The 17,937-nt window shown below is 70.2% G+C and carries 17 protein-coding genes and 1 pseudogene; 10 read left to right on the top strand and 8 right to left on the bottom strand.

Annotated features, from left to right (window positions below; genetic code table 11):
• Window positions 1–578: 578 nt before the first annotated feature.
• Window positions 579–976 (top strand): annotated as a pseudogene (locus tag ACLJPY_RS47020) (helix-turn-helix domain-containing protein); the annotation flags it as partial.
• Window positions 977–1,037: 61 nt separating this feature from the next.
• On the top strand, window positions 1,038–1,388 hold the full coding sequence (locus ACLJPY_RS47015; protein ID WP_410597509.1) for a hypothetical protein: 351 nt from the start codon (window positions 1,038–1,040) through the stop codon (window positions 1,386–1,388).
• Here the strand turns inward: ACLJPY_RS47015 and ACLJPY_RS47010 are convergent.
• Entirely contained in the window at window positions 1,359–1,997 is a 639-nt protein-coding gene (locus ACLJPY_RS47010) for an NAD(P)-dependent oxidoreductase (protein WP_410597505.1), read from the bottom strand. The genes ACLJPY_RS47015 and ACLJPY_RS47010 overlap by 30 nt on opposite strands.
• Window positions 1,998–2,012: 15 nt before the next feature.
• A complete protein-coding gene (locus ACLJPY_RS47005; protein ID WP_410597504.1) occupies window positions 2,013–3,416 on the bottom strand; it encodes an MFS transporter in 1,404 nt (467 codons plus the stop codon).
• 90 nt (window positions 3,417–3,506) lie between these two features.
• On the opposite strand from ACLJPY_RS47005, the gene ACLJPY_RS47000 reads away from it, so the two are divergent.
• From ACLJPY_RS47000 to ACLJPY_RS46985, 4 genes are all read left to right on the top strand, one after another.
• Entirely contained in the window at window positions 3,507–4,211 is a 705-nt protein-coding gene (locus ACLJPY_RS47000) for a TetR/AcrR family transcriptional regulator (RefSeq protein ID WP_410597503.1), read from the top strand.
• A gap of 476 nt (window positions 4,212–4,687) precedes the next feature.
• Window positions 4,688–5,314 carry a hypothetical protein gene (locus ACLJPY_RS46995; protein ID WP_410597502.1) on the top strand — a complete coding sequence of 209 codons (627 nt, stop codon included), beginning with the start codon at window positions 4,688–4,690 and terminating at the stop codon, window positions 5,312–5,314.
• A 71-nt stretch (window positions 5,315–5,385) separates the two neighbouring features.
• Window positions 5,386–6,057, top strand: a complete 672-nt coding sequence (locus tag ACLJPY_RS46990; RefSeq protein ID WP_410597501.1) for a response regulator transcription factor — start codon at window positions 5,386–5,388, stop codon at window positions 6,055–6,057.
• Window positions 6,054–7,397 (top strand): sensor histidine kinase, encoded by a 1,344-nt coding sequence (locus ACLJPY_RS46985; RefSeq protein ID WP_410597500.1) that lies wholly within the window; start codon window positions 6,054–6,056, stop codon window positions 7,395–7,397. Before ACLJPY_RS46990 ends, ACLJPY_RS46985 begins: the two co-directional genes overlap by 4 nt.
• Before the next feature lie 175 nt (window positions 7,398–7,572).
• Here the strand turns inward: ACLJPY_RS46985 and ACLJPY_RS46980 are convergent, their stop codons facing one another.
• Window positions 7,573–8,076, bottom strand: coding sequence for a hypothetical protein (locus ACLJPY_RS46980; protein WP_410597499.1), 504 nt, complete (start codon window positions 8,074–8,076; stop codon window positions 7,573–7,575).
• A 444-nt stretch (window positions 8,077–8,520) separates the two neighbouring features.
• Here ACLJPY_RS46980 and ACLJPY_RS46975 point away from each other — a divergent pair, with 444 nt between their 5' ends.
• Window positions 8,521–8,757, top strand: coding sequence for a hypothetical protein (locus ACLJPY_RS46975; protein WP_410597498.1), 237 nt, complete (start codon window positions 8,521–8,523; stop codon window positions 8,755–8,757).
• Between the two features lie 149 nt (window positions 8,758–8,906).
• Here the strand turns inward: ACLJPY_RS46975 and ACLJPY_RS46970 are convergent, their stop codons facing one another.
• Together ACLJPY_RS46970 and ACLJPY_RS46965 are read right to left on the bottom strand one after the other, a co-directional pair.
• Window positions 8,907–10,652 (bottom strand): beta strand repeat-containing protein, encoded by a 1,746-nt coding sequence (locus ACLJPY_RS46970; protein ID WP_410597497.1) that lies wholly within the window; start codon window positions 10,650–10,652, stop codon window positions 8,907–8,909.
• A 57-nt stretch (window positions 10,653–10,709) separates the two neighbouring features.
• Window positions 10,710–11,609 (bottom strand): hypothetical protein, encoded by a 900-nt coding sequence (locus ACLJPY_RS46965; RefSeq protein WP_410597496.1) that lies wholly within the window; start codon window positions 11,607–11,609, stop codon window positions 10,710–10,712.
• 330 nt (window positions 11,610–11,939) lie between these two features.
• On the opposite strand from ACLJPY_RS46965, the gene ACLJPY_RS46960 reads away from it, so the two are divergent.
• Complete coding sequence (locus ACLJPY_RS46960; RefSeq protein ID WP_410597495.1) at window positions 11,940–12,905, top strand: ferritin-like domain-containing protein; 966 nt, start codon at window positions 11,940–11,942, stop codon at window positions 12,903–12,905.
• A 451-nt stretch (window positions 12,906–13,356) separates the two neighbouring features.
• Here ACLJPY_RS46960 and ACLJPY_RS46955 read toward each other — a convergent pair whose 3' ends face one another.
• From ACLJPY_RS46955 to ACLJPY_RS46945, 3 genes are all read right to left on the bottom strand, one after another.
• A complete protein-coding gene (locus tag ACLJPY_RS46955) occupies window positions 13,357–13,500 on the bottom strand; it encodes a hypothetical protein (RefSeq protein WP_410597494.1) in 144 nt (47 codons plus the stop codon).
• Window positions 13,501–13,938: 438 nt separating this feature from the next.
• Window positions 13,939–14,619, bottom strand: coding sequence for a fasciclin domain-containing protein (locus tag ACLJPY_RS46950; RefSeq protein ID WP_410597493.1), 681 nt, complete (start codon window positions 14,617–14,619; stop codon window positions 13,939–13,941).
• Window positions 14,620–14,733: 114 nt separating this feature from the next.
• The gene (locus ACLJPY_RS46945; protein WP_410597492.1) at window positions 14,734–16,314 is read right to left on the bottom strand and encodes a molybdopterin-dependent oxidoreductase; all 1,581 of its coding nucleotides are present in this window, start codon (window positions 16,312–16,314) and stop codon (window positions 14,734–14,736) included.
• A gap of 297 nt (window positions 16,315–16,611) precedes the next feature.
• Between ACLJPY_RS46945 and sigK the strand changes: the two genes are divergently transcribed.
• Both sigK and ACLJPY_RS46935 read left to right on the top strand, forming a co-directional pair.
• Window positions 16,612–17,205: an ECF RNA polymerase sigma factor SigK gene (sigK, locus tag ACLJPY_RS46940; RefSeq protein ID WP_410597491.1), complete on the top strand. Its 594-nt coding sequence runs from the start codon at window positions 16,612–16,614 to the stop codon at window positions 17,203–17,205.
• Window positions 17,202–17,921 (top strand): anti-sigma factor domain-containing protein, encoded by a 720-nt coding sequence (locus tag ACLJPY_RS46935; protein ID WP_410597490.1) that lies wholly within the window; start codon window positions 17,202–17,204, stop codon window positions 17,919–17,921. The genes sigK and ACLJPY_RS46935 overlap by 4 nt, the downstream gene beginning before the upstream one ends.
• Window positions 17,922–17,937: the final 16 nt, after the last annotated feature.

The raw sequence follows: 17,937 nt of genomic DNA, 5'->3' as shown, positions 1-17,937 counted from the left end.
CCGGTGTTCAGGTTTTTCTTGGTCGACGAACCAAATACCGGAGACCTCACCCATTTCGGCCGACGACACGCCCAGCACCGCCAACTCCAGCTCAACCCGCCGGAGACAACTTCGATACAGGCCCTAGAAGGTGACCGAGCAACTCGGGCGCGAGAGGAAACCGGCAGACCTGAACAACGAATCGACGAATGTGCGGAACGGTTCACGGCCGTTCGGCGTTGCGGGCGACGAGCCGCGCGGGCCGGTTGGCTAACGACCGGCGCGTCGTCGCGGCGCCGCTGACCCCTGTAAAAGGGGAACGACTGCACCGGCGCGGTCTGCTCGAACGCCACCGTCGCGACGGCGGCCAGAGGTGCGCGGATCTCGCCGGCGTCCGCCCACCGCGAAGCCCGCGCCGACACTGGGCCGCCGTGCCCTGCCTGCAACCCTGTACCGGCCCCACCCACGCACCTACTCGGCTTCGCGCTGGGCGTGATCCTGGCACGGGCCAACCTGAGTGAGCCACCGGCTTCACCGTCATGGTGGATCGGACTTCGCACATGTTCATCACCTGTATTGCCCGGGGAGGTTGCGATCGTGCGGAACGGTTCCGGGTGTCGATCTCCACCGTCGTCTGGTGAGCCGGCCGTTACCGCGAGCACGGCGAAGCGAGCCTGGCCGACCGGTCCAGCCGACCACGCACCAGCCCGGCTCCCCGCCCGGGTCGAGCGGCGGATCGTCAAAGTTCGGGTGATCCGCCGGTGGGGACCCGCGGATCGCTCACCTGCTTGGCCTCAATCCCTCCACGGTGCACCGGGTCCTGGTCCGCTACCGCTGCTCTCGGCTGACTCATCTGGACCGGGCCACCGACCGGCCGATCCGCCGCTACGAACATCCCGCACCCGGCGACCTGGTCCACGTCGATCTCAAGAAGCTGGGCAACATCCCCGACGGCGGCGGGCACCGGGTCGCCGGCCTGCAGAACAAGAAAGCCACCACCACAGCCGCTACTGGCACGGCAAACCTAGAGCATTACCTCGCCGGAGCACCTGCTTCGGATGTCGTTGCGCGAGTCGGCCGTTGTGCTCGCGCAGCTGACCGTGTCGGAGCGCGACGCAATGCGTGTTCGTGCTGCGCACCTGCGCGAGGTCATGACCGGCTTCCGGGCCGGCGCCGCGGAACAGGCGAAGCCCGCTGAGCCGCGGCCCGAGTACGCACACCAGGTGCCATCCATCGGCGCGGTGATCGTCACGCAGGTGGTCGTCATCGCCGGACGTATTCCGCCGTCCAGACCGGCGGCGCGGTCAGTTGCTGATCACCGCGCCGGCGAACGGCCCGCCGAACCCGGCGCATCGCTCGTCGCTCAGCGCGCTTTCCGGCTAGTGCGCGATCGTGGGACGACGCCGTGACCACCCGTCCTCCGTGGTCGCCCGCACAACGAACCGGGCGAGGTCGTCGCGGTTGATGGCAGTGCCGCCCTCGGGGTTCTCGGCGTCGCCCACCCGGTAGTTCCCCGTCGCCGGTGCGTCGACGATCCGGGAGGGACGAACAGCGGTCCAGTCGAGGAGGCTGCCTTCGAGGACGTGCTCCATGGCGCGCATGTCGCCGTAGAGCTCGCGCATGAGGGTGCGTGCGACCGCGCGGTACCACAGGGGGTGGTGGGGGTCATCGTGTCGCACTCCGCTGGAGGAGAGCACGACGATCCGGTCGACGCCTTCCTCCGTCATCGCGGTCACGAAGTGGCGGGCGCTGGCGGAGTACAGGCCGCCGGAGCGGCTCCCGGGCGGTCCGATCGCGGAGATGACGGCGTCCTGGCCGCTCAGCGCGGCGCGCACCTCCTCGCGGTCGAGCACGTTGCCACGGACGACTTCCAGATCGGGCGGGAGCTCCCCCTGGACCGGGCGGAACGTGGCCGGATCACGCACGGCGGCGCGGACGTGGTGGCCGTCGCGGAGGGCTTGTTCGACGATGGCGTGACCGGTGGCGCCGTTGGCGCCGAAGACGACGAGCTTGCTCATGGCGTTTCTCCGGATTCAGTTTTCGAGGGCGGCGGTGCGGGGCAGGAGTGGCACGGCCGCGAGGCAGGCGAGCACGACACCGCCGACGACCAGGAGCGTCGTGGTCATGGCGGTGGTGGTGCCTCCGCTGGTGCTCACCGTGAGGAAGACGCTGGTGACCGTCGCGGAGCCGATGCCGTTGGCGACCTGCTGCACGGCGCTGAGGGAGCCGCTCGCGGCGCCGGCCTCGTGCGGCTCCACGTCGCCGAGCGCGAAGGTGAAGATCGTGCTGAAGCAGATGCCGGCGCCGACTCCGACGACGACGGTCGCGACGGCGTTGTGCCACCACGTCGCTTCCGCGGCGACGACGTTCACCACGAGCAGCAGGAGTCCGGTTCCGGCCAGGGTGGCGAGCAGTCCGCCGGCGACGAGCTTGCGGCCGAGCCTCGCCACCAGGGCGGTGCTGATCCCGGAGCCGCCCATGATGCCCGCGGTGAGCGGAATCAGGTTCAGCGACGTCATGGTCGGCGAGTAGCCGAGGCCGATCTGGAAGAACAACGAGATCACGTACATCAGTCCGCTGAACACCGCGAACACCAGCAGACCCATGACCAGACCCGAGGTGAAGCCGCGGTTGCGCAGCAGCGAGCGGGCCAGCAGCGGCTGGTCGCTGCGGGCCTGGCGGCGGCAGAAGACGGCGAAGAGGACGACACCGGCCGCCGTGGTGCTGAGCGCGAGCGCTCCCCAGCCGTGTTCGGCGCCGGTGATCAGGCCGAACAGGAAGCCGAAGAGCGAGCCGGCGAGCAGTCCGCTCGCGACGAGGTCGATGCGCGTGGTGCGGTCGGCTTCGACCGTGGGCAGGAACTGGAAGGCCAGCGCCAGCGCGACGCCCCCGACGACGATGTTGATCAGGAAGACGGGCCGCCACGCCAGGCCGAAGAGGTCGGCGTCGATGAGGACGCCCCCGAGCAGCGGGCCGGCGACCGCGAAGACGCCCAGCATCGGACCGAACAGCCCGAACGCCTTGCGCAGCGCCTTCTTCGGGAACGTCGAGGTGATGATCGCCATGCCCTGCGGGATGAGCAAAGCGCCGAACGCGCCCTGGGCGACCCGGGCGCCGACGAGCATCCCCGGTCCGGCCGCGAGGCCTGCCGCGGCGGAGGCGAGGACGAACCCGGTGAGGCCGGCCAGGAAGGTCCGGCGTTGGCCGAAGCGATCGCCGATCCGGCCGCCGAGCACCAGCAGCGAGCCCAGCGCGAGTGCGTAGGACGCGCCCAACCAGGTGATCAGCGCTGGTCCGGCGCCGAGGTTGGCGGCCAGTGACGGTGCCGCGACGTTGGCGATGGTGGCGTCGATCAGGTCCAGGGCGTCCGCGAGCAGGACGACGACGAGCGTCATCACCATCGTTCGCTTTGACGCCCGGGAGAGAGTGGTGGTCATGGGCAAGTCCTTCGTCGGCGTAATCTGACGAACTCGATCGTAACGAACATGTTCGTCACGATCGAGTTCGAATACTGATACGCTGGTCACATGGCACGACAAACGCCGATCAGCCGCCGTGAACGGCCGGCGAAACCCGCCCTGACCCGGGACGGCATCGTGGACGCCGCGATGGCGATCCTCGCCGCGGAAGGCGCGCAGGCGCTGACGATGCGCAGGATCGCGGCCGAGTTGGACACCGGGCCGGCGTCGCTTTACGTGTACGTCCGCAACGCCACGGAGCTCAACTCACTGCTGATCGACCGGCTGATCGCCTCGCTGGACCTGTCCTGGGACGAGGCGGAGCCCTGGCGCGACCGGCTGCACCGCCTGCTCGCCGACTACTCGGCGATGCTGGCCGCCCATCCGGGCATCGCGCGGTCGGCGCTGTTCGTCTGGCCGGACGGGCCGCACTACCTCGACCTGCTCGAGCTGCTGATGCGGCTGCTGACGACCGCGGGCGTGCAGCCGGAGCCCGCGGGACGCGCGACGGACCTGTTGCTGCAACACGCCACCGCGGCCGTTGCGGAGTGGGACGGCCGCCGCGACCGAGGCGAACAGGACCTCAGCGACCTCGTCGCCACGCTCGACGCGTCGGATCCCGAACGGCACCCGACGCTGTACGCGCTCGGGTCGGCGCTGTTCGTGCGCGGCAGCCACGAGGAGCGCAGCGCCTGGATCATCGACGTGATGCTGGATGGCGTCCTGTCGCGCTCATCGAGGCGCCGTCTCGGCCAGGCGGACGAGCAGGCATGACGGTGTGGGCCAGGTGCGTCGAGCTGTCGCTGCGTCCGATCGACCGCCGCGGCCTGCTGCTCGGCCCACATGCCGAGCTGTACACCATGCTCCGTCGGATCGCGGTGGCCGATGGGCGCTGGTCGGATCTGGTCGAGCTCCGGTTTGGCGTAGCGGAACCGGAGACCAGGAGCGCAAACCGCAGCTCTGGCTGGCTTTGTACGTGTGACGTCACGTCACCTGTCCGCGATCTGTGACGGCAGTTATGGGTTGTCACCTGCGGTTCGGTGGCCTTCCCGAGCGCCGCGAGGTCGTCCTGCGCCTGCCGCAGCAGGGCCTGGACCTGTGCCCGCTCGAAGGCAATGGTTGGCGGTCGGAAACCTGCGACGATGTTCCTTAGGTGATTCCAAAGTTGGGTGAAAGTCCCGCTGAAGTGCAGTTGGTGTGGTGGGGGCGGCACCGGATGGGCCGGTGCCCTGCATCGAGCGAGGACACACATGGGGATTCGGACCAGATTTGTCGCCGCTGCCATCGTGGCCGGCCTGACGGCAGTGACCGGCGCGGCCGCCGCGTCGGCAGCGGCTCCGGCGGCTCCGTCGTCGGCACAGTCCGACGGCAAGAAGGACGGCGGCAAGAAGAACGACGAGCAGCTCGCCAAAGTCGCCGCGAGCTTGCACGTGACGGTCAAGCAGCTGACCGCCGCCTTGGACAACCTGAAACGCGCTCTGGGCAACGGAACCGAAAAGGCCACGGCCATCGCCGCGTTCGCCAAGGAACTGCGGATCACGGTTGCCCGTGCGGAGAAGGTGCTGGAGGCACTGTCCGGCAAACCCGGACCCGGCAAACCCGTTCCCGGCAAGGAGGCGGGCGTTCCGGTCGAGGTGGTCAAGCTGCTGGCCGCCGAGCTGAAGATCAGCGAGGACCGGGCCCGGCAGGTGTTCAAGGACCTCGACGAGGTCGGCGGCAAGGGCGACGACGTCACGAAGGATCCGGCGTTCATCGCCATCGCCAAGGGCCTGGGGACCACCCCGCAGCGGCTGCTGGACGGGCTGCGCAAGGTGAAGGAGGAATTCGCCGAGAAGGAGGGCGGCAAGCCCAAGGACGGGGCGCCGAGCGGGAAGTGATCCTGTCCCCTGGTGTGTCCGGGCCGGCCGACGGCCGGTCCGGACACCGTGGTGTGCTCCATACTGGGCGCGTGCGGGTACTGGTAGTCGATGACGACGAGGCCGTCCGCCGCTCGCTGGAGCATGCGCTGCGCCGGGACGGCTATCAGGTGTCCCTCGCGGCCGACGGCTTGCAGGCGCTGGACGAGCTCGGCCGGTCACGACCCGAGGTGGTCGTGCTGGACGTGCTGGTTCCGGAACCGAACGGCCTGGAGATCTGCCGGCGGCTGCGCCGCCGCGGCGACCAGACGCCGATTCTCATGCTCACCGCGCGCGACCTGATCGAAGACCGCGTCGCCGGGCTGGACGCGGGCGCCGACGACTACCTGGTCAAGCCCTTCGCGCTGGACGAACTGCGGGCACGGCTGCGAGCCCTGCTGCGGCGCAGCGGCGCGGTCCAGGAGGTGCTGCGGTTCGCCGGCATCGAGATGGACACCACCACCTGCCGGGTGCAGCGGGGCGGTCGGGCGATCGAGCTGACCCGCACCGAGTACTCCCTGCTGGAGTTGTTCCTGCGCAACCCCCAGCGCGTGCTGAGCCGCGAGCTGATCTTCGAATCGGTGTGGGGCTACGACTTCGGACCCGCGTCCAACCAGTTGTGGGTCTACATCTCCTACCTGCGCGGAAAACTGGAATCCGCCGGTGAGCCCCGGCTGATCCAGACCGTGCGCGGCCTGGGATACGTGTTACGGGAAGAACCATGACCTTGCGCACCAGGGTCGGTCTCGCAGGTGGAGTTGTCGTACTGCTGGCGCTCGCCGTGGCGTCGCTGGTCGTCTACCCGGCCGTGCGGTCGATCATGCGTCAACAGGTCGACGCATCGCTGAAGCAGAGCATCAGCGAAGGTGATTCCCTCGCCCGCCAGCTCAAACAGAAGGTCGCCGAGTCCGGCGACAAGATTCCCATCGACGAGCCGGTCGAACTGGGCAGCACGCTGGTCCAGTTCGTCGGCGGCCCGGTGTATCCCGGCTCGAACCGGGCCTTCGTCGACATCACCCAACGGGACGCGGACGTCGCCGACGGCACGCAGCCCGCGTACTTCCAGGACACGACCTACCACGGCGTGGAGTACCGCCTCCTCACCTCCGGGATGGGCAAGCCGCCGGGCGGGCTGATGCGGGTCGCCCACCGGCAGGACGACCAGACCGCCGTCCTGGCCTCGCTCGCCGCGTTGCTGGTCGCGCTGACCCTCGGCGGCGGTGTGGTGGCCGCGGTGACCGCACGGCTGGCGGCGCGCCGCGTGCTGCGGCCGGTCCAGCAGCTCACCCGGACCGTCGAGCACATCACCGCGACCCACGACCTGACCGCGCCCGTCGACCACCTGACCGGACGTGACGAGGTCGGCCACCTCGGTCAGGCTTTCGCCGCCATGACAACTGCTTTGGACGCGTCCATGCGAGCACAGCGGCACCTGGTCGCCGACGCCTCCCACGAGCTGCGCACCCCGTTGACCAGCCTCACCACCAACCTCGAACTGCTCGCCGACGGCGACGGCCTGCGCGCGCCCGAGGCCCCGGCGCTCGTGCAGGACGCGATCGGCCAGGCACGGGAACTGCGGTCGTTGATCAACAACCTGGTCGACCTCGCCCGTTACGGCAGAACCGCCGCCCACACCGAGGACACCCGGCTCGACCTGGTGGCGAAGACCGTGATCGCCAAGGCCGCCACGCGAACCTCGGCCCCTCGGTTCACATCCACCCTGACCCCGTGCCTCGTGCACGTCGACCCGGACGCGATCGAACGGGCCATCGGCAATCTCGTGGACAACGCGGTGAAGTGGAGCCCACCCGACGGCGAGATCACGATCACCGTGGCCGACGGCGAGTTCTCGGTCACCGATGCAGGCCCCGGTATCCCCGCGGCCGACCTGCCGTTCGTGTTCGACCGGTTCTACCGCTCCACCCAGGCCCGGTCGATGCCCGGTTCCGGCCTGGGTCTGGCGATCGTGCGCCAGGTGGTGGAGACCCACGGCGGGCAGGTCGCCGCCGAACCGCTGGACCACGGCCTGCGCATGCGATTCCACCTGCCGGTCGTGCCCGACTGAGCGGAATCGGAGCTGGGAAGCGCCACCGCCCTCCCGCAGCCCCGGCGCCAGTCGGCGAGTTGAGGTTCGCTCGGCTGAACCAGAGGAGTACCGGCGGACCGTCGCAGCCGATCGTCGTCGCGGCCAGGCAGCGTTGCGGACGGCGTGAGCGGTCGAAGCCGCCGGTTCGGCGACGTCAGCCGAGCGTGGAGCGGGACGCGTGCCACGACGCCAAGAGCCGCAGCCGGTCCGCGTCGGGGCTGCCCGGCTCAGCGGTGAACACCAGCATGACCGGCCCGGGGTTGCCGGGTAGCGGATACGTGTCCCAGTCCAGCAGGATGTCGCCCACCGCGGGCACCCGGAAGGTCTTGGTGCCGCTCACCGACTCGCGGACGTCGTGGCGGGCCCACAACCGGCGGAACTCGGCGCTGCGGATGCTCAGCTCGCCGACGATCGCGGTGGCGCGGGGATGGCTGGGATCGGTGGCGACGGCGGCACGCATCATGCCGATGTAGTCCAGCGCCTGCTTCTCCCAGTCCGGACAGCTCCTCCGAGCGGTCAGCTCACGTCTCCAGCTCGGGGTACGCCGGATTTCCCGCGTTAACCCGCAATGCACGCAAATCCGCCGCGAACGCCAGGACCGACTCGTTCCCCAGCCCCAGCGGCTGCTCACGACGTGCCACTCCCCCACCCCCGACATCCATTGTCGGGAACGGGGTCGACCACGTCCAGCACATCGCCCGACTGGACGACTCAGCGGTCGCCAACCAGCCGACTGAGGACGGCGCGAACCCCGTGAATGTCACCTTGAATACGGTCGCGCTGATCTGTAGCTGCGCTGGCGGGTCGCGCCGGTGTATGCCGTGAGCATGGCCAGGCCGACGTTGCGCAGCCGCAGGCGCAGCGACGTGGTCGCAACGGCTACACGCTCGTCGACCGGGGTATTCGCGACTGCAGGGGGCTGGCGGGGGCGCCACCTTCAACAGCTCGTCAGCACGCAGATGGGGTCAAGAACAGCGACGTCGTACTCGTCGTCATTGTCCAGGTCGCAGCCGACCGGATCGACGCGTTCGTGCCGGGGAACGGCGTAGCTCGCGCACGGCTGCGGCCGTGACCGCGGACGCTGCGGCAGCAGAACACCAGCGTGGTCAAGGTCAGCGGTGCACTGGCTGCGCGGTCGGGGCCATCGCCCCTCGCCTGCGTCGTCACCAGTGACTTCTGCGCGGTTCAGGCTGTCCTGCCTCACGCGGGGAAGACCGACATCTACCTCACCGCGCCGGCGGTCCTGCTCACGCTCGTCCACGCCGCCGGGTTGCTGTTCCGCCCGCGCCGCCGCATCGGCCGCATGGGCGTCGGCTCCCTCGTCGTGCTCGTCCTCTAAGCGCTTGGTGTCGCCGGGCTCTTCGCCACCGCGGGCGGTGGCTGACCCGGCTCGGCGGCCACGGTTCTCGGCCCCTGAGCCCGTCCTGCACGACAGAGCGGGGGCACCGGAATCCGGTGCCCCCGCTCCTTGTGCTCCCCGGTGAACCGTCAGACGGTGTGCGGGGTGTGCGCGACGGTGTTCCAGCCCGAGGCGTGGACAGCGGCGTTGCCGCCGTTGCCGGCCCAGCCGGAGTTCCCGCCGGTGGTGGTGCTGTCGTTCCCGGCGTCGCCGGTCGAACCGGTGGCACCGGTCGTGCCGGAGTCGCCCGAGGTGACCGTGGTGCGCAAGTGGTCGGCCTCGTTGTTCCAGCCACCGTGGTGGCGGCCCTGCTGCTCGTTCCCGCGGGTCGAGGAGACGGCGGTGTTGCCGCCCGTCGAGCCCGAGTTGCCCGAGTCGCCGGACGCGCCGGTCACGGCGTTGTCGTGGCTGCTCGCGTTTCCGGCGTCGCCGGAGTTGCCACCGTTGCCGCCGATGGCGGTGCCGGTCACGACACCCAGGACACCGGTGTTGCTGCCGCCCTGGTCGTGCCGGTTCCAGCCCCGGCCGTGGCCACCGTTGTTCGTGGCGGAGTTCTGGCCGGTGCTCACGACGGTGGCGTCGCCACCGTTGCCCGCCCAGCCGGAGTTTCCGCCGGTGGTGGTGCTGACGTTCCAGGCGTCGCCGGTCGAGCCGGTGGCGCCGGTGTCACCGGAGTTGCCCGAAGTCACCGTGGTGGCCGACTGCGTGCCCTCGTGGTTCCCGCTGCCGCTGTGGTTCCAGCCGCAGTCGTGCTTCCAGCCGTGGTGGTGGCCGCGACCGTTGTTGTACGGGCCGCCGAGCGTCCACACCATGGCGGTGTTGCCGCCGGTGGAACCCGAGTCACCCGAGTCGCCCGATTTTCCGGTCACCGCGCTGTCGTGGCTGCTCGCGTTCCCGGCGTTCCCGGCGTCGCCGGAGTTGCCACCGTTGCCGCCGATGGCGGCGCCGGTCACGACACCCAGGACACCGGTGTTGCTGCCGCCCTGGTCGTGCCGGTTCCAGCCCCAGCCGTGCCCACCGTTGTTCGTGGCGGAGTTCTGACCGGACGCGATCGTGGTGGCGTCGCCGCCGTTGCCCGCGTTGCCGGAGTTTCCGCCGGTGGTGGTGCTGGTGTTGGTCGCGTCGCCGGTCGAGCCGGTGGCGCCGGTGTTCCCGGAGTCACCCGAGGTCACCGTGGTGTCGCAGCGCGCCAGCACGCACAGGCCGTAGGCGCTGTTGCCGCCGGTGGAGCCGGAATTCCCGGAGTTGCCCGAGTTCCCCGACACCGCGGAGTTGCCGCTGGTGGCGTTCCCGGCGTCGCCGGAGCCGCCACCGTTGCCGCCCTTGGCAGTACCGGTCACGGAGCCGAGGACCCCGAGGAGCCCACCACGCGAGGACTGCGAGCCGGCGGTGTTCGTGCCGGACGTGGTCGACGTGCCGGAGCCGCCGTTGCCGGCGTTCCCGGAGTGGCCACCGGTGGTGGTGCTGGTGTTCGAGGCGTTCCCGGTCGAGCCGGTCGCGCCTGTGTTCCCGGAGTTGCCCGAGGACACCGAGGTGCTGCACCGGGCCAGCACACAGACGCCGTAGGCGCTGTTGTGCCCGGTGGATCCGGAGCTGCCCGAGTTGCCGGAGTTCCCGCTCACCGCGTTGTTGCCGCTGGTGGCGTTCCCGCCGGAACCGGAGTCCCCGCCGTGGCCGCCGGCCGACACGCCGGAGACCACGGAGTGCAGCGTGCTGCCGAGCCCGCCCAGCGGGCCGGAGTCGCCGGTGTCCGCACTGGCCACCGCTGATCCCAGCAGGACGAACCCGCCGGAGATGACCGCGGCGGTCAGGCCGCGTCGCACGTACTTGTGCATGACTTCCCTTTCCTTACCATCTGTCCGTTATGGATTTCCGGAGGTGGAAAGGGACTGTCAGCTCGGGTGGTCGTTGCCGTAGTACTCCAGCCAGTGCAACGACCACACCCCGGCGGGCGGTGCCCGCCACGCGCGATCCACGCCCGGTATGGCCGAGCCGGCCGCGGTCACGGCGTACTCGCCACCGTGCTGAGCACCGGAACTCGCCGACATTGCTCCGCTCGTGCCGGCCACGTCGGCGGGTGGTCCGCCGCCGCCGGATCCGGGCATCAGACCGGCAACGCCGGCCGCATCCGCGTCCCCGCAGAGGTGCCGGGCACCGACCTGAGCGTCACGACGACGCTGATCGCCACTCTGCGCGTCGACCACCGGAGTAGCCCGGTCGATCGACGGGACCAGCTCGCCCGGTGCAGCCACCACCGGTGGAGCACTGATGTCTCCGCGTGGTGTGGGCTTCGCCGGCTGAGTGGTCACTGCCGGGGCCACGTGGCCGGCTCCGATCGCCCGCACCACCGGCGCGGTCACCGGAGCAGTCGCGCGCAGCACGGGCGATGTCACCGGAGAAACCGCGTCCAGCACCGGCTCGGTGACCGGCCGCAACGCCGCCAGCACCGGTTCCGCCGCCCGCAGCACCGGGCGCGTCAGCGGCGCGAGCGCGGGCTCCAGCCCGCTCGTCACCGGCCTCACCGCCGGAGCCACCTGCGACGTCACCGCGTGCACGGTGCCCGTGACCGGCGTCAGGACCGGTCCCACGGGCTTGAGCACGCCGTGCACGATGTGCCCGGTGCTGTCGAGCAGGCCGGGCTGGTCGGGCGGCGGCGAACCTTCGGAAGCGTCCGCGGCCCCCGACACGGCCAACGCCAGCAGGGCGAACCCGAACAACGCGCCGGCCACCACCAGCACCCGAAGTATGACCGGGCGCCGGACCAGCGCGTAGTCCGTCTGGGAAGTATCCATCCATCTCACCCCCTTTCCGGTCTGGACTTCACCGTCAGTCAGCATTCGAGACGAAGAGCACCACCGGATTGGGTGAAGATTGAAGTTTTTTCTTTCACTGCAACGTGTTTATCACCCTTGAGTAAGGGGTATCTCCGGACTTTTTTTCGCTGGAGAAGGACATCAAGCTTGCCTGGCACGAAGCCGGTGAACCGGCTCCGGGGATCGACCCATCCGTGGAGCGGACAGCTCCGAACGGGAAAGGTCCACGAAAGGATCCGTCCCAGCGCCGGAGAGCCGGCGGTGGGCTACGCCCGCTCGTTCGCGCGCGGGCGGGTTAGGAGATCACCCGTGTTTGGCAAGCGTTATGCCGCGTCGATGATCAACCGCAGTGCCGAAAACGACCAAGACCGCCGCCGTTTCCTCAAAGCAGCCGGGATGACCGGACTCGGCGTCGTCGGCGTCGGTGCCCTCGGCGGGCTCACCGCCGGGACCGCGTCCGCCGCCACCGCCCGGCCCGCCGCCGCGGCAGCCGCCGCTTCCGGCGGGGTCAGTGACGGCGCGGTCCTCAACTTCGCCCTCAACCTTGAGTACCTGGAAGCGGAGTTCTACCTGCACGCGGTCACCGGCCGCGGCCTCGCCGACGCCATGACCACCGGCACCGGCACCCGCGGCGGCGTCACCGGCGGCCGCGCGGTCCGCTTCGAAACCAGGACCGCCCGCCAGTACGCCCAGGAAATCGCGGCCGACGAGAAAGCCCACGTCCAGTTCCTGCGCTCGGCCCTCGGCTCGGCCGCGGTCAGCCGTCCGGCGATCGACCTGCAGTCCAGCTTCACCGCCGCCGCCCAGGCCGCCGGCCTGGTCAAGCCCGGCCACAGCTTCGACGCCTTCGCCTGCGAAGAGAACTTCCTGCTCGCCGCGTTCCTCTTCGAAGACGTCGGCGTCACCGCCTACAAGGGGGCCGCCCCGCTGATCACCAACAAGACCTACCTCGAAGCCGCCGCCGGCATCCTCGCCGTCGAGGCCTACCACGCCGGCAACATCCGCAGCGCCCTCTACCAGCGCGGCCAGGCCCCGGCGACGGTCAAGCTGTCCAACGCCCGCGACAGCCTCGACGGACCCACCGACGACGACCAGGGCGTCATCGACAGCCACGGCAACGCCAACATCGTCCCCACCGACACCAACGGCATCGCCTACAGCCGCTCCCCCGGCCAGGTCCTCAACATCGTCTACCTGACGAACAAGGCCGCCACCTCCGGCGGCTTCTTCCCCAAGGGCGTCAACGGCGACGTGAACACCAGCGCCGCCAACTGACCGGGCGCGGGTGCCGGAGCGCCGTCGGGGCGCTCCGGCACCCGTCCCACCCGGCTCCGATCGGAGGACACGGTGCTCGGCCTCAGCCCGGAACACCTGCTTGTCCTGCTGGTCGCCGCCCTGTTCATCCTCGGGCCGGAACAGCTGCCCGGCGCCATCGCCACCGTGCACACGGCCTTCCGGAAAGCCAAAACGCCTTGGCGAACGCTCACGAGCAGATCAGCAGCGCTCACCAGCCTCCGCGGTGAGTGCGGGAGTCTCCGCCCACATCAACCGCTCAGCACGGGAGGTGCGTCCCCCCCCCTGCCGGGAACGCCGCCGCTTTCGGCGGCCTCGGTGCAGTCGGCAGGCACGCGGCGGCCGCCGCGGTCGCCGGCGCTCGGGAGACCGCGGCGGCCGTTTGCATCCAGGCCACCGCAAGGCAACGACGTTCGCGGCCCGGATGTCAGTGTTACCCGGCCGCTTCGGGGGCGATGGCGAGTTCCGTGGCCTCGGAGCGCTTGCCGTCAACCGGTTCGGAAACGTCCAGCTGTCGATGGTCGACGACCTCCTCGGCGAGGTCGACTGGCACACCACAGTGGCGCACGAACTGCATGTCACCCGTAAGCCGCGATCCTGCTGGTGGAAGTCAGCGACCGCGATCCGGACGCCGCGTTCGTGCGCGTCTGCCGCGCGGGATCCGGTTGGTGGAGCAGCTGCTCTGCAGTCGGGGCGTGCGCGCCGACAGCGGCGGGAAAGTGGTCTGGAAGCTGGTGCCGGCCGGATCCTGTCCTCTGTGGACTTGAGCACGCCGCTGCTCACCGGGGAGGGCCGGTCGCCGCCACGACCTGGGAGTGATCCGGCGGTGGCGACGACCGGCGGACGCCGCCGCTTCGGCGTCCCCGGCGGCGGATCTCCTGCAACCCGCCGCCAGACTGCGATCGCTGTCCGAGTTCGGACACCGAAGGACGGTCACCCCAGGACTCCAGGAGATACGTGGAGTCCGAGGCGACCGTCCGATACCGGCCACCCGTCGGTGGTCCGATCTTGAGTGTCAGTTCTTGTTGGTGCCCGGGGTCAGCACCTTGTCGATCACGAAGACGGTGGCGTTCTTGGTGGGGATGTTGCCGCACAGGATCTTGGCGCCGTTGACGGTCATGTTCTCGCCCGAGCCCTCGATCTTCAGCGGGCCACCGGCGGTGTTCAGCGACTCCAGCGACCCGGCGGCGGCGAGGCCCTTGGCGTCGTAGCGCTTGCCGACGACGTGGTACTGCAGGATCGGCGACAGCTCGGCCGGCTTGCCCGCCAGCTCCTTGAACTTCGCGTCACCCAGCGCCTCGAACGCCGGGTCGGCCGGCGCGAACACGGTGATGCCGGGCTGGCTGTTGAGGGTGTCCACCAGGTTGGTGGCCTTCACCGCGGCCACCAGCTTCGTCAGCAGCGGGTTCGTCGACGCGGCCGAGGCGACCGGCTGCGGGCCCATCGAGTCCAGCGAGCCCGGGGCCGAACCCTGCGGCAGCTGCGAACAGGCCGGGCCGAACACGTCGGCGTTGGTGGTCACACCATCGCCGGAACCGGAAGCCATGGAGGAGGACGGCGCGGCCATCGAGGAGGAAGGGGCGGGAGCGGGGGCGCTGGAGCTGCCCGAGGATGCGGTGTTGCCGCTGCCGCACGCGGTGAGGGTGAGCGCGGCGGCCGCGGTCAGACCGATACCGGCAATACGAAGGTTACGCACGATAATTCACTCCAATTGATTACGCGGCTGAGGCTGCCAAAGTCGGCGAGAACCTCTTGTTGCCAGTGATTCGACGCCCGGCGGGAATCGGATTGGTCGATCGGGAAAAAATTCTCAGGCTGCGGTGAACGTGACGTTGTGCCACCCTGTCGCGCCATCGGGCACGGTGCCCGCGCGCTGGTCGGTCTGGGTGTAGCCGGACTTGTCGGTGGCGCGGCAGAACACCTGGTGCACCCCGGCCGGGATGTCGACCTCGGTCCACCACATCCGCCACGTGTCGAGGTTGACCTCCTGCGACAGCGTCGTCTCCTGCCACGGGCCCTGGTCGACGCGGACCTCGACCTTCGCGATCCCGGTGTGCTGCGCCCACGCGACCCCCGCCAAGCGCACCTTTCCCCGCTGAACGTTGGCGAAGCCGCGGTGGGAGTCGATGCGCGACTCGGTTTTGATCGGTGCTTCCCGGCTCCAGCCGCGTTTGAGCCAGTACGCCTGGCGCGCGGCCCACGTCGTGACTTCGATGTCCACGACCCACTTCGTCGCCGACACGTACCCGAAGAGGCCGGGGGTGACCAGCCGGGCCGGGAACCCGTGTTCCAGGGGCAGCGGTTCGCCGTTCATCCCGATCGCGAGCATCGCGCCGCGGCCGCGGTCGGTCGCCGCGGCGACCGGGGTGCCCGAGGTCCAGCCGTCGACGCTGGTGCAGAACAGCTGCTCGGCGCCGGGTTTCACACCGGCTTCGGCGAGCAGGTCCGCCAAGTCGACGCCGATGAAGTTCGACGTCGAGACGTAGTCGCCGCCGACTTCGTTGGACACGCACGTCATCGTGACGGTGCGCTCGACCAGTGGCCGGTTGCGGATGTCGCTGTAGCGGTAGCGGATTTCCCGGTCGACCATGCCGTGCAGGCGCAGGCTCCAGTCCTCGGTGCGCAGCTGCGGCACGGACAGGGCGGTGTCGACGCGGTAGAACTTGCCGTTCGGCGTAACGAACGGCGGGGTGCCCAGCTTGGCGAAGTCGGCGTCCGCCGGGATCGTCGGCGCGGTGCGTGCCGGGATCAGCTTGCCGACGGCTTCGCGGGACGCGGTGGCGTCGCGGGAGGAGCTGATGAGCTGTCCGCCCAGGCCCGCCGCGCCGGCTCCGACGACCACGCCGGCGCCGCCGAGCAGGAACGCTCGCCGCGAAGTACCGGCCTTCTCGTCGGTCTCCGGCTCCCGCCACGCGCGCGGCGCGATCCGATGCAGCAGCAAGAACACGACGATGCCCACCACCAAGCTGGCGATCGGCGCGAGCAGCGCCACCAGGCTCAGGTCGGGGCGCTCGGACACGGCGAAGGCGCCAACCAGGCCGAACAGGGCGATGAGCACGGTGCCGGGCAACGGCGACCGTCGCGACAGGACGCCCGCGAGCGCGGCGACACCGACCATGACCACGGCCATGCTGCCCAGCAGCACCAGCTTGTCGTAGGTGCCGAAGGTGCGGACGGCGAAGTCCTTCAGTTCCACCGGCGTGAGGTCGATGGCGCCGTTGCCGACCGCGAGGTAGGGCGAGGCGTTGATGCTGATGAACCCGGCCACCAGGTGCCCGGCCGCCAGCGCGGCGGCCAGCGCGAGGACGCCGGTGAACGCGGCAGCGAAGAATCGCAGCCGGGCACGCGGCGGTGGTTCCGGCACTTCCGGGTCGAGCTCGGTGGCGGTCATACCGGGAATTCGAGGCAGCGCGGCCGACGTATTGGTCGTGCTGTCTGCGTCACACCGGATTGGGTGACAGAACCGGAGACTCACGAGCAGCTGAGGCCGGCCCTGGCGGAATGCCGGCGGCCGAGGCCGTGACGCCGCCCAATCCATTGTGGACAAACAGACTGCGCTCCTCCGCGCGGGTGACCAGCTGGAATTCTCGTCACAACACCAATCCGCGCGGGCCGGCCGGGACGAACACCTCGTGACACGCCGCCGACCGCGGCCCGTGACTCGGCACCGCCGGGAAAGGCAGGTGCCATGACCGCCCACGCAGTCGCGTTCCGCACCGTCACCGGTCCGGAGCCGGAAACCACACCGGAACAGCTGCTCGCCCGCAGCGCGCTCGGGGACGAACAGGCCTTCGCCGCGCTTTACGACCAGCTGGCCGGGCCGATCTTCGGCACCGTGTTCCACGTGCTGCGTTCCCGGGCATACGCCGAGGAAGTCACCCAGGAGGTCCTGCTCGAGATCTGGCGCAAAGCGGCGACCTTCGACGCCGCACGCGGACGTGTGCAGACCTGGGCCCTGACCATCGCCCACCGGCGCGCGATCGACCGGGTCCGGTCCGAGCAGGCGTGCGTCAACCGGGAAGAGCGAGCCGACCGGCTGGACCTGCGCCGCCCCTACGACGACGTCACCGAGACGACCCTGGACCAGCTCGACCGAGCACAGGTCCGCGCCGCGCTGGCGGTGCTGACCGATCTTCAGCGGGAGTCGATCCTGCTCGCCTACTTCCAGGGTTACACCACCCGGGAGGTATCCGAAGAACTCGGTGTCGCGATCGGCACCGTCAAGACCCGCATGCGCGACGGCCTCGTCCGCTTGCGCGACGCGCTGGGAGTGCACCGATGACCACCGCCGACGCCCACCTCCTCGCCGGCGCGTACGCCCTCGACGCGGTCGACGACCTCGAACGTGCCGCGTTCACCCGGCACCTGAGCGAGTGCCCGTCCTGCGCCGAGGAGGTCGCGGGCTTCCGCGAGACCGCGGCACTGCTGGGCACCGCGACCGCCCTCGGCCCGGACGAAAGCTTCCGACGGCGAGTGCTTGCCGAGGTCGGTCAAACGCGGCAGCTTCCTCCCCGCGTCGCCACCGAGCCGACCTCTCCCCCGCGACGCACCCCGTGGCGCAAGCGTGCACTGATCGGGATCGCGTCCGTCGCCGCCGCGGCGGCGGTGCTCGCCGGCGGGATCAGCATCGGGCTGGACCAGTCGGTCTCCGGCCGTCCGGTGCCGGTGGCCGACGGCGGCGCAGTGACCGCCGCGCCCGACGCGACCACCGTACGCGCAGCCGTGGCCGGTGGTGGCTCGGTCACGGCCACGGCGTCCCGGCGGCTGGGCAAGGTCTTCGTCGCTGCGCAGGCGCTTCCGCGGCTGGACGCCGGCCATGCCTACGAGGTGTGGCTGACCGGCCCGGATGAGCCACGCTCGGCGGGCCTCATCCGCCCTGAGGGCAGCCTCGAAGCCGCCCTCCCCGCCGGCACCGACGGTGTCGCGGTGACCGTCGAGCCCGCCACCGGATCCCTGCAGCCGACCACACCGTCGATCGCGAACCTCACGGTCGGCTGAACCAGCGCGAAGGCGC

This window comes from Amycolatopsis sp. lyj-23 (assembly GCF_046549135.1).
Classification (GTDB): domain Bacteria; phylum Actinomycetota; class Actinomycetes; order Mycobacteriales; family Pseudonocardiaceae; genus Amycolatopsis.
Note: the sequence above shows the minus strand (reverse complement) of the source record. Positions and strands in the feature narration are given on the sequence as shown.

Excerpts from the sequence above, each read along its gene's own strand:
- ACLJPY_RS46965 (WP_410597496.1), bottom strand. The coding sequence starts at position 11,609 with ATGGATACTTCCCAGACGGACTACGCGCTGGTCCGGCGCCCGGTCATA.
- ACLJPY_RS46985 (WP_410597500.1), top strand. The coding sequence starts at position 6,054 with ATGACCTTGCGCACCAGGGTCGGTCTCGCAGGTGGAGTTGTCGTACTG.
- ACLJPY_RS47000 (WP_410597503.1), top strand. The coding sequence starts at position 3,507 with ATGGCACGACAAACGCCGATCAGCCGCCGTGAACGGCCGGCGAAACCC.
- ACLJPY_RS46955 (WP_410597494.1), bottom strand. The coding sequence starts at position 13,500 with ATGCAGTTCGTGCGCCACTGTGGTGTGCCAGTCGACCTCGCCGAGGAG.
- ACLJPY_RS46945 (WP_410597492.1), bottom strand. The coding sequence starts at position 16,314 with ATGACCGCCACCGAGCTCGACCCGGAAGTGCCGGAACCACCGCCGCGT.
- ACLJPY_RS47015 (WP_410597509.1), top strand. The coding sequence starts at position 1,038 with ATGTCGTTGCGCGAGTCGGCCGTTGTGCTCGCGCAGCTGACCGTGTCG.
- ACLJPY_RS47005 (WP_410597504.1), bottom strand. The coding sequence starts at position 3,416 with ATGACCACCACTCTCTCCCGGGCGTCAAAGCGAACGATGGTGATGACG.
- sigK (WP_410597491.1), top strand. The coding sequence starts at position 16,612 with ATGACCGCCCACGCAGTCGCGTTCCGCACCGTCACCGGTCCGGAGCCG.
- ACLJPY_RS46995 (WP_410597502.1), top strand. The coding sequence starts at position 4,688 with ATGGGGATTCGGACCAGATTTGTCGCCGCTGCCATCGTGGCCGGCCTG.
- ACLJPY_RS46980 (WP_410597499.1), bottom strand. The coding sequence starts at position 8,076 with ATGTCGGGGGTGGGGGAGTGGCACGTCGTGAGCAGCCGCTGGGGCTGG.
- ACLJPY_RS46970 (WP_410597497.1), bottom strand. The coding sequence starts at position 10,652 with ATGCACAAGTACGTGCGACGCGGCCTGACCGCCGCGGTCATCTCCGGC.
- ACLJPY_RS47010 (WP_410597505.1), bottom strand. The coding sequence starts at position 1,997 with ATGAGCAAGCTCGTCGTCTTCGGCGCCAACGGCGCCACCGGTCACGCC.
- ACLJPY_RS46935 (WP_410597490.1), top strand. The coding sequence starts at position 17,202 with ATGACCACCGCCGACGCCCACCTCCTCGCCGGCGCGTACGCCCTCGAC.